A 15,520-nucleotide genomic window follows, 5' to 3' on the forward strand; every position below is an offset into this window, starting at 1 on the left:
TTTACCAATTTCGGCTTTAATGTTTTTAAAAGACTGGTGCAGGGCGTCTACGGCTTCGACCTCATTAGTAAACTGCATTCTTTATTTTTTATCCTTATTAACCCAAAGTTTCATCTCATCGCAAGTAGCAAACTCATCATCAACCCTAATATAAGTAGTTTCTTTACGTTTTTGAAACCACTCACTCATTACACGAGCTTGTTTTTCACTTTGAGCTCTCTCCTTAAATTTAGGATAATCTTGATCTAAATTGCCTTTGTGAGGAGGTATTTTAGATTTTAATAGGAATATTTTATAGCCTTCTTTTCCGTCTTGTGGATTGTTAAATGCAACAGGTTTAGATATATTGCCAACTTTCATCGTGTCAATTACCACAAACACAGCAGGATCTAATTTCTCTACCGGAATAAAAGTTGTTCTAGCAGTTTGGTTATCTGCGTACAACATCATACCACCATTGTATTGAGTTTCTTTATTGTCTGAATAGGTAGAGGCAGCTGTAAAGAAAGGTAATTTTTTATCGTTAATGTCTTTGTAAATACTATCAGCTTTTAATTTAACTCGCTCTAAACTTGCAGGAGTAGTTTGCGGGCGAATTAAAATATGTCTTGCATGTACTTGTTCACCACGACGTTCAATTACTTGTAAAATATGATAACCATTTTCAGTTTCGAAAACTGGAGACATTTCACCAGCTTTTAATTTAAATGCCCAAGCCGTAAATTCTTTAACCATTTGGCTTCTATCAAAAAAGCCTAAATCTCCACCTTCAGAAGCGGAACCTGGATCTTCAGAATACGTTTTGGCTAAGAAACTGAAGTCTTCACCACTTTTAATACGTAACCTAATTGCATCAAGTTTATCGTAATATTTTTGTTTTTCAGCTTTAGTTAATTTTGGATATAAGGCAATTTCACCAACTTCTACTTCAGTACCAATATCTGGTAAGCTGTCTTTTTTATACGTTTCAAAATATTTTTTAACTTCTAATGGGGTAACATTTGTGTTTTCAGTAATTTTTGCTTGCATTTTTTGAGCAATTAAACCTTCTTTTACATCAGGTCTCATTTCATCTTTGTATTGCAATACAGATTTTTGAAGAAATTGCTCTAAACGCTCTTGTCCACCCATACGTTGTATTTGGTAGCGCATACGTTTATCAAGTTCATCATCAACTTGGCTATCATCAACCATTATTGAATCTATTTCTGCTTGTTGTTTTAATAGTTTTTGAACCAACATTTGTTGCAAAAAGTAACATTTTGCTTTTTCATCGGCTGGATTACCTTGATTCAAATAAATGGCATATTGTTGATTTAAATCAGATAATAGGATAATATTACTTCCTACTACAGCAACAACTTTATCGAGGTTTGTTTTTTGAGCTTGTACATTTAAAAACAGACACATTAAACCGCCTGCTATTAATAAAAATTTCTTCATTCTATTTTTGTTCAATTGTATTTCTATTGCAAAGTTAATATTATTCGCTTTATAAGCTGATTAAGGCTTGGCAAGCTTTTTAAGTTCGTCTTCGTTAACCTTTACTGCGTATTTTGCTCTTAGGTTTTTAATCCATTCGTTTTCTAAGCTTTGCTGATAATCTGCAGTAACTTGTCCACGTACTTCATCGTAATTTTTACCCTGATAAGCATTCACATTTTTGTTGTAAAATTCTTCAACAGCAGCTTCGCTATCTTGTATTTTACTCCAAATCTTTTTTTCGGATACGTTAAACATTAAAACGCCTTCTCTATATTCGTTCATAATAAAATTATACTCGATATTTTTTGGAGAAGTCTTTTTTTGAGCTTTTAAAGCATTTTCGTATCCGTTAATTTCTTTTTTATAAGCAGTATCGGCATCTAAATTCATTGCTTTTGCCTCAGCTACCTTTAACTTAAAATTAATATAGAGATCTAAGTAAGATGTTAAATCCTGATAAGAAGCAGTTGCAATACCCGCATGGTTTTTTTTATAAACCCACATAAACTCCTTACTGCTTATAGATTTCCCATTAACAGAAGCGACATTTTGTGCAAATGTAACGCAGGTAAAAAAACATAAAATAAAAATGCAACAGACTTTTCTCACAAAAGACAACAGCTATATAATTTTAATGGATAAAAGTAACAATTTAAGGCGCTATAATAAGATATTTAACTAATTTTAACAGAAAATAATTTTCGTTAAAAACATAAGATGGACAACCAACTAACAAGTAACGCTGAAGCCTTGCGTTTATTTTTTACCGATGATATTTATTTGGTAAAAGATAATGCGCAAAATGCTTTTGCAGAGCAAGTTAAGGTAAGTCCTGATATTGCTCAGCAAGAAACTTTTATTGAACAAATAAAAGAGATAAATGCAGCTGGAGATTTGCCATTAATTGTTGAAGAACCAAAATCTGTTCTCAAAAAAGAATATCATTTTGAATTTTTGGGTAAAAACCAAAAAGGTATTTTGATTTTGGTAAATGATGCTGTAAATAAAGTGAGTTCTGAACAAGGAACAGAGCTATTACGTAAATTAGTAAAGGCAATTGAATTAACAAATAACGATTTTGCATTAGTCAATTATGCCAATTATAGTGACGCAACTTTTGAAGATTTAAGCGGATTTTTTAATTGCCAATTGGTATTATCTTTTGGTGTTGAAACTCAGCAATTAGGTTTAGCTACGCAAGCTTTACATCAATTATTCAAATTAGGCGAGATGAGATTAATTTTTACGTCGAATTTGCATGATTTAGATAGTGATCAGGCTAGTAAAAAAATATTGTGGACAAACCTACAACAGTTAAAAAATGGCTAATCAATTAGTTTTTGCGACTAATAACGCCCATAAGACACTTGAGGTGAGCGAATTATTGTCGCCTAAATATGAAGTTTTAAATTTAGCAGGTATAGGTTGCCATGTAGATATTCCAGAAACGGGCAGTTCGTTTGCAGAAAATGCAACTTTGAAAAGCACTTACGTAGTAGAGAATTATCGTATCGATTGTTTTGCAGATGATAGCGGATTAGAAGTTGAAGCTTTAAATAACGAGCCCGGAATTTATTCTGCAAGATATAGTGGCATCAGAGGAGATGCAGAAAACATGAAATTCTTACTCCAAAAAATGGAAGGTTTAACCAATCGTAATGCTCGATTTAAAACCGTTATTTCTTTAATCCAAAACGGGAAAAATCATCTTTTTGAAGGCGTGATCTATGGTAAATTGCGAACTACACCAGTAGGAGAAAAGGGCTTTGGTTATGATCCGATATTTGAGCCGAATGGTTATTCCATTACGTTTGCCGAAATGGAAATGGAACAAAAAAATAAAATCAGTCACCGAGCATTAGCTATGCAAAAACTAATCACTTTTTTGCAACAAAGCTAAACCACTTAATTTACAGATTGAATTTTCTTTTAGTTGTATCAACTTTTACGGGAGGAACAACGGCAGGTTTGATAGGCGTTGTTTTACCTTTATTTGGGTTTTCTGTTGTCGGTTTTTTGGACGGTAAAATTGGTTTTATCCCAGATGGATCATTTCCTTTAACTTTTACTGCTGGCTTTGTAGTTGTGTTTTTGGAAGTGGGTTTAGGTACTGGCTTACCTTTAATAATATCAGCTTTGCTTACAGGTCTTAATTCTGGTTTCCAAATGAAACCTGTTAAAGTTGTTTCCTTCGGCAATTTATTCATAGGATTTGTTGCCCCCTCAGCTTCTTTAATGTACAAAATGTCTGTTAACTCCTTGTCTTTAAATAGGAATTTAATTCGACTACTCACAGATTGGTTCATTTTATCATAATTTCCTTTATCATCCTTAGAATAATAGATGCTTTCGGCGTTACCATCTACATACATGTTTCTTAATTCCCCCTCCTTAAAAAAACCAGTAATTTTTTTCCCTTTTACCTGATTAAATTTAGTAGAATCGGTTTCTACATTCACCAAAAATCCATTTTGTAAAACCTGAAAACTGTGAATTTTATCATTCTTGAAAAAAACATGAATAGTATCACCTGTTTGCTGTGTTCCTTCAGACCATAAAATGGGATTTTTATACCAGCGTAAAGTAGAATCGGCAGCGGTATAAAACAACGAATCTGCTTTTGCTTGCATATTTGATTTATAAACCCTTACGTTGTGAAATGCCTTAATAACCCGAGTTCTAACCGTATCTGAAGGGTTAAAAACTGCGACACTATCTTTTTTAAGTTGATTAGTGCTTGCGATTTTTGGCTTAATTCCATTTACAGCAGTCGGGATCGCTTTTTTATCATCTGATTTTGCTGCAATTTTTTTATCATTTTGAACGGAATCTTTTTTGCTTGGTATTATTGTTTTATTTTGTGTAGGAAGTGGTAGCATTTTTTTTAAACTATCCGTTTTAAAACTGTCAGTATTAACTTTCGTACTATCCAATAATTTAGGTGGCGGAGGATTATTTTTTAAATCTTTAGCCTTTTGCTCTGCCAGCTTTCTTTCTTTTTTGCTCAGTTTTTTCGTGTCTAGATTTACAACGGCAGGTTTTTTTACAACTTGTGCAGCGGCGGCAGCTTTTCTAGCTTTAGCTTTTTCCTTCTCCTTTTCTTCCTTAGCTTTTTCATCTTCTGCACCTACCTCATTATCTTTCTGAATAATTGGCTTGTTTAGCAATTTTAGCTTGTGTTGTAAAACTTTTTGTGTTTCTAAAGTATCGGCACCAAGCCATAATGTATCTGGTATTTTCTTATTGTTTACCGTAATAGAATCTTTAGTTGCCATCCCGAAATATGCATTTCTAGTCACCACTACACGCTCATCCGCCTTGTAATACTCGCCTAACTGACCACGTAAAAGAGTTCTATCAGAAGTATCAATAAATACAATATTCTTTACGGCTCTACCATATCCGGTTTTACCATAATAATATAAACTATCACCCCTTAAAGATTTTGTGTTTTGTGTATATAGATTTTTTTTACCGAAATATGCATTTTCACTTTTGGTATTGTAAGCGCCATTTTCGGTATATAAATTATCATCTTTTCCTTTAATATTCGTTGGGCCGTAAAAATAAGTCCAATTGGTAAAGGTGTTGTAACGTAACGTATCAGATTTAATAGTGCTTTGTGGGGTAACAACTACAACATTATACCTAAAATAAGCATCTTTCGTATTAGCAAAATAATACCCTCTTTTACTAGTGAGGACTACATCTTTATTTACAATTTTACCTCCAGTACTATATTCTCCAATTTTGGTAGCCATATTGTAATCCAAAATATTGGTAGTCAACGTAGATGTTGGATCAATCATTTTTACATTATTGGACAAATGCGCTTTTTTTGCATTTCCATCATAATTTAAAAAATCAGAGTAAATATTTACGGTATCGCCTTGGTTAATATGGACGTTTTTAAAGGCTTCAAAATAATTTCGATCTTTATAAAATACAGCACTATCAGATCTTAAAGTGGCATTGTCTTGTCTAAAAACTGGATTTATAACATAGTTTACATTTGTCTTAGTGTCCACTGTCAACCGATCAGAAGAGACTAACTCAATTTTAGTCCGCTGTTGCGCAAACAAAATGCTTGGGAAGAGTAATAAAAGAAAGAAAAAGCGTAATTTCTGCACTTTACAAAGTTAAGTTTTATTTTTTTTTAATGTTGTAAGCTTATCACGGTTAAATTAAATATTTTTGAAACATGTTACCGCTGCAGCAGTTTACAAATTACATCAAAAAAAATGCCCTTTTCTCTAACCAAGATAAAATCTTGTTGGCTGTAAGTGGAGGTAAGGATTCGGCATTGATGGCTCAGCTATTTAAACTCGCAGGTTTTCAATTTAGTATAGCACACTGTAATTTTAATTTGCGAGGCGATGAATCTCAACGCGATGAAGCCTTCGTAAAACTCTTAGCCACAAATTTAGAAGTGCCTTTTCATGTGATTCATTTTGATGCAAAAGTTTATGCAAATGAACATCAACTATCCATTCAAATGGCAGCTAGAGATTTACGTTATCAATGGTTTGAAACTATACGACAAGAGAATGATTACAGTTTTATTGCTTTAGCACATCACCAAAATGATTCCATTGAAACCTTATTACTAAATTTAACACGTGGTACTGGCATAAGTGGTATGCATGGCATTTTACCCAAAAGAGATAAATTATTAAGGCCTTTATTGTTTTTATCGCGGCAGGAAATTGATAAGTTGGTAAAGGAAAATGACATCGACTTTGTGGAAGATAGCTCTAATGAAAGCACAAAATATGCACGCAACAAAATACGCTTAACTGTTATTCCGCAACTGCGGGAAATTAACCCAAATTTAGAACACACTTTTTCTCAAAATATAAATCGTTTTGCAGAAACCGAAGAAGTGTTGCAAGGTGTAATTACGCAAACTCGGAAAGAAATTGTCAGGGAAGTTGATGGAGTGGCTTATTTTCCAATTGAGAAAATTAATGCGCTAAGACCTCAAAAACTACTCTTTTTCGAATTGTTAAAGCCTTATCATTTTACTGATAAGGTAGTTGATGAAATTTTAGAATCGTTAAATAAACAAAGTGGAACTTCATTTTACAGCCACACGCATCGTGCAACTATTAATCGTAATGATGTGATGATATCGACTTTGCCCAAAGAACAAGCACATAAAAATCAGTTTATACACCCAAAAGACCAACGAATTTTAGTTGAAAACCAACAAATTTTAATTTCATACACTACTTCGAACGGAGTGGAAGACAATAGAAATAAAGCATTTATAGATGCCAATAAATTGATATTCCCTCTCGTTATTCGTTTTAAGCAAGATGGTGATCGTTTTATGCCATTGGGAATGAAACAGTTTAAAAAATTGAGCGATTTTTTAATCGATAGTAAAGTTCCATTGCCACAAAAGGGAAAAATTCCGTTGATAATTAATGGAAATGGAGAAATAATTTGGGTTGCAGGTTTACGGCAAGACAATAGATATAAAGTAAATGCAACAACAAAAAAAGTTGCTATATTCGAATTGTTAAATACATAATGGATCATAAAAATATCTATATCGAAAAACAGTACATCGGCCGCGATTATATCCGAATCTGTATTAGGCTCGTAATGGCAGCTTTTTGTTTTGCAGCCTATGTTTATGAACGTGATCGGGATAACACCGTAGATCTTTTTTTAGTGGTTGGTTTCGGTATTATTGGTGTTTCTATTATTCTTTTATTCCTAATTCAGTATAAAATACGTATCGAAAATAAAAGTGTAGTGATAGATGGTTTGTGGACTGCAAAAAAAGTAAAAATAGATTTAAACAGCATTGTGAAAGTTCGTAAAGCGACTTACAGCAATTACATGTTCAACAATCCTGTTTATAATTTACATAAAAAAGGAAGCATTCGTTTTTACTCTTCTGGTAAAGATGCCATCGTTTTAACAGATAGAGATGGTTTGGAATATTTTATTGGCACTCAACGCCCCAACGAAATGTATTTGGTGATTCAAGAAGAAATGAGAAGTTAGTTTTCTTTCGCTAAATCATTTTGTTCAACATCAATTTTATTACCAATAGATAACACAAATTAAATAAGATATAGGTTAATTTGCTTTTGTAAAACTTACGGTTTACATTTTATAAAAATATTGATGAAAATAGGAATTGTTTGTTACCCTACATTTGGTGGAAGCGGTGTTGTTGCCACTGAATTAGGTAAAGCTCTCGCAAATGAAGGCCATCAGGTTCATTTTATCACGTATAGCCAGCCTGCTAGATTAGATTTTTTCTCGGCCAATTTATTTTATCACGAAGTTTCGGTAAGAGATTATCCATTATTTGATTATGCTCCTTACGAATCTGCTTTAGCCAGTAAATTGGTAGATGTAGTCCGTTTTGAGCAGTTGGATATCTTACATGTACATTATGCCATTCCCCATGCTTCAGCAGCGTTTATGGCTAAACAGATTTTAGCAACTTATGGAATTAATATTCCTTTTGTAACAACATTGCATGGTACAGATATCACCTTGGTAGGTAAAGACGCAACGTATAAGCCAGTGGTAACTTTTTCAATTAATCAAAGCGATGGCGTAACTACAGTTTCTCAAGATTTAAAAGAAGATACTTACAAGCATTTCGAGATTCAAAAGGACATTAAAGTAATTCCGAATTTTATAGATTTTAACCGATTTAGTTTACAACCAAAAGGGCATTTCAAAAAGGCGATAGCGCCAAATAACGAGCGTATTTTAATTCATACTTCTAATTTTAGAAAAGTAAAACGTACTGAAGATGTGATTAAAATGTTTCAAAAAGTGCAGGAAAGAATTCCTTCAAAATTGTTAATGGTAGGAGATGGGCCTGAGCGTACAGCGAATGAACAATTGTGTCGTGAACTTAATATTTGCGAAAACGTACGGTTTTTAGGTAAACAAGATGCAGTTGAAGAAATTTTATCAGTTTCTGATTTGTTTATCATGCCATCAGAATCTGAAAGTTTTGGTTTGGCAGCTTTAGAAGCTATGGCTTGCAAAGTTCCGGTAATTACATCTAACGCTGGAGGTTTACCAGAATTAAATATCGACGATTATTGTGGTTATATGTGCGAAGTAGGTGATATCGAGGACATGGCTAATAAAGCAATCACTATTTTAAGCAATGAAGATACGTTGAACTATTTTAAAGAAAACGCGTTAAAAAGAGCTCAAGATTTTGATTTAAAGAAGATATTGCCAATGTACATTGATTACTATAAGGAAGTTATAGAAAAATCTTTAGTGGTAAATTAACCCTATTTACTGAATATCAAACAAACTGGTACACCCACACTAATTCTTTTACCGCTATCCTTTAAAGTGCCTGTAATTTTGTTTCTGTCAAAAATTACAACATTATTGGTGTATTGGTGCGCCACTAACACATGGTTTCCGCTTGGGTCTATCGCAAAATTTCTAGGGCCTTTGCCCAATGTACTTACTCGTTCTACAAATTTTAATATCCCAGAGGGAAGAATAGAAAATACAGAAATTGTATTTGCATCACCACGATTGGTTTCATATAAAAATTTCCCATCGGGAGACACATGAATATCTGCACCATCTATTTTGCCAGTAAAATCTTTTGGAGCAGTAGCGATTTCTTGAATTTTTTTCATATTGCCATTTGCATAGCTAAATGAAGTTATGCTTCCGTTAAATTCATGAGCTAAATAAGCAAATTTCCCATTCGGACTAAATGTTAAATGTCTTGGGCCAGTTCCTGCATTTGTTTTAATAACTGTTTTTATGGTTAATATCTTATCTGGACTTGCAGAGTTGTAGTTATAAATGTAAATAAGATCTTCACCTAAATCATTACAGATTAAATATTTATGGTCTGGTGTAAATTGAACTTGATGCACGTGTGCGCTTGCTTGCCTTTTTTCATCAATACTTTTGCCAGTATGCTGAATGATTTGTTTAGCATCAGTTAAAGATCCATCCGCATTGCGACCAAAAATTGAAATTGAACCTCCACTATAGTTCGCCAAAATCACATTTCTATCATCAACAGAAATAAAACATGGATCAGCACCTTCCGAAGATTTTTTGTTTAGGAAAGATAAATCTCCACTTTGTGAATTAAAGCTAAAAGCACTTACTGCACTATTTTTTCCGTCTTCGTTTACACTATAAACAAATTTTTTATTGCTGCTAACAGCTAAGTAACTCGGATTAACAACGTTTTTAGTGATACTTTTTAAATTGGTTTCTGCAGTTAAACTATTATAATTATAAACATAAATTCCTTCGCTGTTGCCTTTATTGGTATATGTTCCAATTAAAAGATTATAGCTTTGTGCTTGAGCTTGAAAAGTAAAAAAAACGGCTAATAAAATGAAGAAATATTTTTTCATGAGAATGGTTTCTATTTTAATGCAAATTACACAAAGAAAAAATACCTAGAGGAAAATTTTGGATTTAGCTAAAAACACAAAAGTCGCTAGTACTAACTAACGACTTTTGAGAATTTCCGTTTTGCGGTATATTATTTTATCAAATGTTTAATCTGAATTAATTCATGTTCTTCTAAGAAGCGCCATCTACCTCGTGGCAAATCTTTCTTAGTCAAATTGCCATAAACTACACGATCAAGTTTAACCACATCGTAGCCCAAATGTTCAAATATTCTTCGTACAATACGGTTCTTACCACTGTGAATTTGAATGCCAACCTCACGTTTTGATGCTCCAGCTACATAGGAAACATTGTCTGGCTTAATTAAACCATCTTCTAATTCTAAACCAAATTGAATTTTATTGAAATCGCCTTGGCTTAAACTTTTGTTTAACTCAACATGATAAATTTTAGTAATGCCATTTTTAGGATGCGATAATTTATCAGCTAATTCTCCGTCATTGGTCATTAAAATCAATCCTGTTGTATTTCTATCCAAACGGCCAACCGGATAAATACGTTCGCGACTTGCCTTTTCCACCAATTGCATTACTGTTCTGCGTTCTTGAGGATCGTCTGTAGTAGTGATGTAATCTTTAGGTTTGTTTAATAAAACGTAAACTTTCTTTTCGCGTTTTAGCAATTCGCCATTGTACCGTACTTCATCTTTGTAAGGATCAATTTTATGACCCAATTCAGAAACTGGAGATCCGTTTACTGAAATTACACCTGCTTCGATTAGTTCATCCGCCTTGCGACGTGAGCAAATACCCGAGTTAGCTATATAACGATTTAAACGAATTAAGCCGTCATCTTTTGGTTCGGGAGTTTTCCGTGCTCTAGTTGCAGGAGCAACTCTTTCGCCACGATCCTCTTTACCTTTGTAACCGCCTTCGTCGCGTTTTCTGTAAGGGCGGCTATCTGTACTTCTAGATGCTCCACTTTTTTTATCAGCAAACTTAGATTTATCACCGTCAGTTATAAAATTATCTTTTTTAACGTAGCTACGTTTGCCATCGGTAGATTCATCTCTTGAACTGCCTTCTTTATATGCTTTTGGTTTGTAACCAGAATTTCCACTTTCTTTCTTTTCCCAAGGTTTAAAGCCGCCCTTTTCTTTGCTATCAGTTCTTGGTATGAAATCTTTCGAAGTCCCTTCTCTATCAGTTCTAGGTTTAAAATCTTTACCAGATGATGGTCTTGGTGAATACGGTTTAGAATCGCCGTCTCTTGGTGTTCTTGGTTTGTAGTCTTTTGATGCTCCGTCTCTATCTGATCTAGGTTTAAAATCTTTACCAGATGATGGTCTTGATGCGTAAGGCTTTGAATCGCCATCGCGAGATGCTCTTGGTTTGTATTCTTTTCTATCGCCAGTAGCAAAACTAGGTTTGCGTTTTTCTTTATCTTCTTTTTTGTCAAAGCCAGAACTCTCTTTTCCGTCTTTGTCGCTAAATCTACTTTTGGGTTTATCAGTGCCTGCAGTTCTTCTGCTTGTACTTCTATCGCCCGCCTTGGACTTGTCATCGCGACTGTTCCTGTTATTGTTTTTTATCATGATACGCTGTTAGCCACATAAAATATGCGGGTGCAAATTTAATAAAAATGTCTCAATCTATTTCGTAAAATTTGACCTAAAATAACAAAAAAGAAATCTGCGTTTAACTGCGTTTAAACCTAGATTTTAGCAGAAAAATACGTAACTATTTGATAATTAGATAAATGTATTGTATCTTTGCAAAACCAATTATATTTGTTCACCAAAAAAAGGAGGAAGATGATAAAGAAACACCTCATTCCATGTACGGTAATTTTAACATTACTGGTTATGGCAAAAGTGTTTGCTTATAAGCTGCCAGAAGTAAAAACAAGTCTAAAGAAAGACAACAATACCACCATAAAAAAAGAAGCTGAAGAGCCGGCATTTACATTAGCTCAACTAGAATTTGCAGACGAAAATTTGCCTTTGGGCGATGCAAGGATTAACGGTAAAATGAAGAAAATTTTAGCTTCTTATGCTTACCAAAATCTGCAAACCAATCGTTTACACCGCAAAGCGGCAGAATGGTTCCCAGTTATTGAACCGATTTTAGCAGCTTATGGTATCCCAAACGATTTTAAATACATGCCTTTAGTAGAATCAGGTTTACAGAGCGGTACATCTCCAAAAGGTGCATCAGGTTACTGGCAATTTATGCCAGGCACGGCTCGTACTTACGGATTAAAGGTAAATGGTAATGTAGATGAGCGTCAGAACTTGAGAAAATCTACAATTGCAGCTTGTAAATATATTAAAGAGTTATATGGCATTTTTGATAGCTGGACTTTAGTTGCAGCGGCCTATAATGTTGGTGATGTTCACATGAAAAGACAAATCAACAAGCAAAATCAAGACAATTATTTTAAAATGAAATTGAATCGTGAAACAGGTGGATATGTTTATAAACTCATTTCAATGAAAGAAATTCTTGAAAATCCAGTTCGTAATGGTTACACTAGTCAAAAAGCATTAATTGCATATACTGAATCTCAGCCTACTACAATAGAATAAGATTTAGTAACTAGAAAATTTATAAAAGCCATACGCATATAGCGGATGGCTTTTTTGATTCTCTTATGTTTTATTCAGAGCTGGGCGAAGAATTTATTTTAATAATTTTTGGAAAGAGATTCTTCCTTCCTCAGAATGATAAATGTTTGCTATTTTAGTAGCATGTCACTTCAAAAACTCCGTGTTATTTCTGTAATTAAACAAGTTGCCGAAGTTTTGACCATAAATTTCGGAACTTTAAATAGTGAAAAGCTAAATTATAAAGCAGGCCAGTTTTTGACATTAGTTTTTCAAGTTAATGGGAAAGAATTACGACGTTCTTATTCTTTTTGTAGTTCACCAAATGTTGATGAGCCGATTTCTATAGCCGTTAAATTAGTAGAGAATGGAGAAATTTCACGGTTTATTCATCATCAAATAGCTATTGGAGATACGGTAGAAATAGCAAAGCCAAATGGGCAGTTCATTTATCAGCCCGATAGTGAAGTTAAAAGAACTGTCTTTCTATTTGCAGCTGGAGTTGGTATCACGCCTCTTTTATCTATATTAAAGACGGCATTAGTTGCCGAAACAAATTCTAAAGTCGTGTTAATTTATAGCAGTCGCTCTGCAGAAGATACCTTGTTTATAGAAGAAATAGCAAAATGGCAGGTTGAACATTCTGGTAGATTAAAAGTTATTCATTTGTTTAGTAATTCGAAGAATTTATTAAGAGCACGATTAAATGGTTTTCTGATCAACCAGTTGGTGAAAGAAAATATCGAATTTGATGCTGAAAATGCATTGTTTTATACTTGCGGTCCAGTAGATTATATGGATGTTTGTCGCATTACCTTGTTGGGAGCAGGCTTTAAGCCAAATCAAGTTAAACGTGAAACATTTGTATTGCCAGAAGATGAGGCCGATGAAGATGATGGTACAGAAAAAATAGTCGACAAGAATACATATTCAGTTAATTTACATTTTAAAGGAGAAGTACACCATTTGCTAATTCCTTGGCCTAAAAGGATTTTAGAAGTTGCGCTCGAAAATAAGATCGATTTGCCATATAGTTGTAGTGGCGGCGTTTGTAGCACATGTACAGCAACTTGTATTTCTGGTAGTGTGAGAATGGATTATAACGAGGTTTTAACGGATGATGAAGTTGCAAAAGGTAGAGTTTTAGTGTGTACAGGGCATCCGACAGTTAATGAAACGACGATAACCTGGGATTAGTTAATCACATAGAAACAAAGTAACATAGAGAAGCGAGCAGATGTGTATTTTGATATGTAATAAAGTTATAATCTTCTTTCTGGCAATGGTACAAAATCAGTTTCTCCTGGCACTGGTGGATATTCTTGATTTAACCATTTCGTTTTAGCTTCTTCAATTAGTTCTTTACTTGATGCTACAAAATTCCAATAGATAAATCGTTCTTCAGGGAAAGGGTCACCACCAAAAATGTAGATGGTTGTATTTTCTTGCATAACAAATTCGCAAAGTGAACTTTCTTTTGCAACTAATAATTGTTTTGGCTCAAAAGTATTACCGTCACTTTCAATAACACCTTCTAAAATATAGATTCCGCTTTCGCCAAAAAGTTCTGTGCCAATTTTTACTATTGTACGAGTTGTACTTTTCAATTCTAATAAATACAGCGGACTATAAACAGGAATAGGAGATTTATGTCCTAATACTTCACCAGCAATTAGTTTATATTGAACTCCGTTGTTTTCCCAAGTTGGAATTTCATCCGCATCTGCGTGAAAAAACTCGGGCTCCATTTGTTCTAAATCTTTTGGTAAGGCTACCCAAATCTGTAAACCGTGTAGAGCTTTAGTAGAATGACGAAGATATTCAGGTGTTCTTTCTGAATGCACAATTCCTTTTCCAGCTGTCATCCAATTTACTTGACCTGGTTTTATTTCTACTTTAGTTCCTAAACCATCTTTGTGCATGATGTTGCCTTCAAAAAGGTAAGTGAGGGTAGATAACCCAATGTGAGGGTGCGGAGGAATATCTAAATTTTTATAATCGCTCATTATTGTTGGACCCATGTGATCGATAAAAGAAAAAGGTCCGACCATTCTTTTTTCTCTAAAAGGCAATAATCTGCCGACCATAAAATTGCCAATATCACTTGGCCTTTCTTCAATAATGAGCTTGATATTCGACATCAGGTTTTTTATTTAAAGATAATAATAATTTGGATTGTAAAAATCTATATCGTAATATTGCAATATTAAAATATAAAACAATGGGCGCATCGAAAACGGAAAACTTTACACAAAAGCAAAATGAAATTGCAGCACTAATGAAGGCGCTAGGGCATCCTGCCAGAGTTGCTATTATTGATTATTTGTTGACGGTTGATACTTGTATTTGCGGAGATATTGTAAATGAATTGCCACTGGCACAACCAACGGTTTCTCAGCATTTAAAGGAGTTAAAAAACGCTGGATTAATTAAAGGAAATGTAGAAGGGAATGCAATCTGTTATTGCATTGATGAAGAAACATTCGCTAAGTTCCAAAATTTCCTGTCGGAGGTTTTTGGAAAAATTAAAATACAAAAGAATAACTGTTGTTAATTTAAATCGCTATAAAATGAAATTATCAGAAATTAAAACTATGCTAGCTACAGCTGAGGCTGTAAATTTTATATTGGAAGATGGGACTTCGGTGCCTGAGCATTTTCATGTGACTGAAATAGGTGTGGTAAGCAAACACTTTATTGATTGTGGAGGAACTGTTCGTACAGAAAAGAAAGCCAATTTTCAGTTGTGGGATGCGAATGATTTCGAGCATCGCTTAAAGCCAGGTAAATTATTAAACATTATTGGTTTATCTGAAAAGGTTTTAGGGATGGAGGATTTGGAGATAGAGGTAGAATACCAAAGCGATACGATTGGTAAATATGGGTTAGATTTTAATGGGGAAGATTTTGTATTAAAGAGTACTCGTACTGCTTGTTTAGCTAAAGATGCCTGTGGTGTTCCGGTAGAAAAACAAAAGGTAAACCTAGTTCAATTACCGACCGCGAATGCTTGTGCGCCGGGCGGTGGATGTTGCTAATAAA

15 protein-coding genes are annotated in these 15,520 nt (G+C 33.9%); 9 read left to right on the plus strand and 6 right to left on the minus strand.

The features are described 5' to 3' along the window. Window positions 1-81: 81 nt before the first annotated feature. Window positions 82-1,443, minus strand: a complete 1,362-nt coding sequence (locus WC622_RS02855; protein WP_372817093.1) for a peptidylprolyl isomerase — start codon at window positions 1,441-1,443, stop codon at window positions 82-84. 60 nt (window positions 1,444-1,503) lie between these two features. Beyond that, window positions 1,504-1,989 carry a hypothetical protein gene (locus WC622_RS02860; protein ID WP_372817095.1) on the minus strand — a complete coding sequence of 162 codons (486 nt, stop codon included), beginning with the start codon at window positions 1,987-1,989 and terminating at the stop codon, window positions 1,504-1,506. 213 nt (window positions 1,990-2,202) lie between these two features. On the opposite strand from WC622_RS02860, the gene WC622_RS02865 reads away from it, so the two are divergent. Continuing rightward, window positions 2,203-2,814 carry a hypothetical protein gene (locus WC622_RS02865; RefSeq protein WP_372817097.1) on the plus strand — a complete coding sequence of 204 codons (612 nt, stop codon included), beginning with the start codon at window positions 2,203-2,205 and terminating at the stop codon, window positions 2,812-2,814. Continuing rightward, window positions 2,807-3,385 carry an RdgB/HAM1 family non-canonical purine NTP pyrophosphatase gene (rdgB, locus tag WC622_RS02870; protein WP_372817099.1) on the plus strand — a complete coding sequence of 193 codons (579 nt, stop codon included), beginning with the start codon at window positions 2,807-2,809 and terminating at the stop codon, window positions 3,383-3,385. The genes WC622_RS02865 and rdgB overlap by 8 nt, the downstream gene beginning before the upstream one ends. A 10-nt stretch (window positions 3,386-3,395) precedes the next feature. Here rdgB and WC622_RS02875 read toward each other — a convergent pair whose 3' ends face one another. Further along, on the minus strand, window positions 3,396-5,615 hold the full coding sequence (locus WC622_RS02875; protein ID WP_372817101.1) for an OstA-like protein: 2,220 nt from the start codon (window positions 5,613-5,615) through the stop codon (window positions 3,396-3,398). 71 nt (window positions 5,616-5,686) lie between these two features. Between WC622_RS02875 and tilS the strand changes: the two genes are divergently transcribed. The 3 genes from tilS to bshA all read left to right on the plus strand — a co-directional run bounded on the left by tilS (window position 5,687) and on the right by bshA (window position 8,766). Continuing rightward, window positions 5,687-7,021, plus strand: a complete 1,335-nt coding sequence (gene tilS / locus WC622_RS02880; protein ID WP_372817103.1) for a tRNA lysidine(34) synthetase TilS — start codon at window positions 5,687-5,689, stop codon at window positions 7,019-7,021. Further along, window positions 7,021-7,503 carry a hypothetical protein gene (locus WC622_RS02885; RefSeq protein ID WP_372817105.1) on the plus strand — a complete coding sequence of 161 codons (483 nt, stop codon included), beginning with the start codon at window positions 7,021-7,023 and terminating at the stop codon, window positions 7,501-7,503. Before tilS ends, WC622_RS02885 begins: the two co-directional genes overlap by 1 nt. A 123-nt stretch (window positions 7,504-7,626) precedes the next feature. Then, window positions 7,627-8,766, plus strand: a complete 1,140-nt coding sequence (gene bshA / locus WC622_RS02890) for an N-acetyl-alpha-D-glucosaminyl L-malate synthase BshA (RefSeq protein ID WP_372817107.1) — start codon at window positions 7,627-7,629, stop codon at window positions 8,764-8,766. A 2-nt stretch (window positions 8,767-8,768) separates the two neighbouring features. Here the strand turns inward: bshA and WC622_RS02895 are convergent, their stop codons facing one another. Together WC622_RS02895 and WC622_RS02900 are read right to left on the minus strand one after the other, a co-directional pair. Next, window positions 8,769-9,872: a lactonase family protein gene (locus WC622_RS02895; protein ID WP_372817109.1), complete on the minus strand. Its 1,104-nt coding sequence runs from the start codon at window positions 9,870-9,872 to the stop codon at window positions 8,769-8,771. A gap of 131 nt (window positions 9,873-10,003) precedes the next feature. Beyond that, window positions 10,004-11,467 carry a pseudouridine synthase gene (locus tag WC622_RS02900; RefSeq protein ID WP_372817111.1) on the minus strand — a complete coding sequence of 488 codons (1,464 nt, stop codon included), beginning with the start codon at window positions 11,465-11,467 and terminating at the stop codon, window positions 10,004-10,006. Between the two features lie 219 nt (window positions 11,468-11,686). Here WC622_RS02900 and WC622_RS02905 point away from each other — a divergent pair, with 219 nt between their 5' ends. After that, window positions 11,687-12,460 carry a lytic transglycosylase domain-containing protein gene (locus WC622_RS02905; RefSeq protein WP_372817113.1) on the plus strand — a complete coding sequence of 258 codons (774 nt, stop codon included), beginning with the start codon at window positions 11,687-11,689 and terminating at the stop codon, window positions 12,458-12,460. Window positions 12,461-12,622: 162 nt separating this feature from the next. Further along, a complete protein-coding gene (locus WC622_RS02910; protein WP_372817114.1) occupies window positions 12,623-13,675 on the plus strand; it encodes a 2Fe-2S iron-sulfur cluster-binding protein in 1,053 nt (350 codons plus the stop codon). Between the two features lie 65 nt (window positions 13,676-13,740). On the opposite strand, the gene WC622_RS02915 is transcribed toward WC622_RS02910, so the two are convergent. After that, a complete protein-coding gene (locus WC622_RS02915; RefSeq protein WP_372817116.1) occupies window positions 13,741-14,619 on the minus strand; it encodes a pirin family protein in 879 nt (292 codons plus the stop codon). 80 nt (window positions 14,620-14,699) lie between these two features. Between WC622_RS02915 and WC622_RS02920 the strand changes: the two genes are divergently transcribed. Continuing rightward, the gene (locus WC622_RS02920; protein WP_372817118.1) at window positions 14,700-15,032 is read left to right on the plus strand and encodes an ArsR/SmtB family transcription factor; all 333 of its coding nucleotides are present in this window, start codon (window positions 14,700-14,702) and stop codon (window positions 15,030-15,032) included. Window positions 15,033-15,048: 16 nt separating this feature from the next. Then, entirely contained in the window at window positions 15,049-15,516 is a 468-nt protein-coding gene (locus tag WC622_RS02925) for a DUF6428 family protein (RefSeq protein ID WP_372817119.1), read from the plus strand. Window positions 15,517-15,520: the final 4 nt, after the last annotated feature.

The sequence above is a fragment of the Pedobacter sp. genome, from assembly GCF_041662865.1.
In the GTDB taxonomy this organism is placed as follows: Bacteria; Bacteroidota; Bacteroidia; order Sphingobacteriales; family Sphingobacteriaceae; genus Pedobacter.

What these genes read in the sequence shown, in the direction of transcription:
- WC622_RS02855 (WP_372817093.1), bottom strand. Translation starts at nt 1,443, where the DNA reads ATGAAGAAATTTTTATTAATAGCAGGCGGTTTAATGTGTCTGTTTTTA.
- WC622_RS02860 (WP_372817095.1), bottom strand. Translation starts at nt 1,989, where the DNA reads ATGTGGGTTTATAAAAAAAACCATGCGGGTATTGCAACTGCTTCTTAT.
- WC622_RS02865 (WP_372817097.1), top strand. Translation starts at nt 2,203, where the DNA reads ATGGACAACCAACTAACAAGTAACGCTGAAGCCTTGCGTTTATTTTTT.
- rdgB (WP_372817099.1), top strand. Translation starts at nt 2,807, where the DNA reads ATGGCTAATCAATTAGTTTTTGCGACTAATAACGCCCATAAGACACTT.
- tilS (WP_372817103.1), top strand. Translation starts at nt 5,687, where the DNA reads ATGTTACCGCTGCAGCAGTTTACAAATTACATCAAAAAAAATGCCCTT.
- WC622_RS02885 (WP_372817105.1), top strand. Translation starts at nt 7,021, where the DNA reads ATGGATCATAAAAATATCTATATCGAAAAACAGTACATCGGCCGCGAT.
- bshA (WP_372817107.1), top strand. Translation starts at nt 7,627, where the DNA reads ATGAAAATAGGAATTGTTTGTTACCCTACATTTGGTGGAAGCGGTGTT.
- WC622_RS02895 (WP_372817109.1), bottom strand. Translation starts at nt 9,872, where the DNA reads ATGAAAAAATATTTCTTCATTTTATTAGCCGTTTTTTTTACTTTTCAA.
- WC622_RS02900 (WP_372817111.1), bottom strand. Translation starts at nt 11,467, where the DNA reads ATGATAAAAAACAATAACAGGAACAGTCGCGATGACAAGTCCAAGGCG.
- WC622_RS02905 (WP_372817113.1), top strand. Translation starts at nt 11,687, where the DNA reads ATGATAAAGAAACACCTCATTCCATGTACGGTAATTTTAACATTACTG.
- WC622_RS02910 (WP_372817114.1), top strand. Translation starts at nt 12,623, where the DNA reads ATGTCACTTCAAAAACTCCGTGTTATTTCTGTAATTAAACAAGTTGCC.
- WC622_RS02915 (WP_372817116.1), bottom strand. Translation starts at nt 14,619, where the DNA reads ATGTCGAATATCAAGCTCATTATTGAAGAAAGGCCAAGTGATATTGGC.
- WC622_RS02920 (WP_372817118.1), top strand. Translation starts at nt 14,700, where the DNA reads ATGGGCGCATCGAAAACGGAAAACTTTACACAAAAGCAAAATGAAATT.
- WC622_RS02925 (WP_372817119.1), top strand. Translation starts at nt 15,049, where the DNA reads ATGAAATTATCAGAAATTAAAACTATGCTAGCTACAGCTGAGGCTGTA.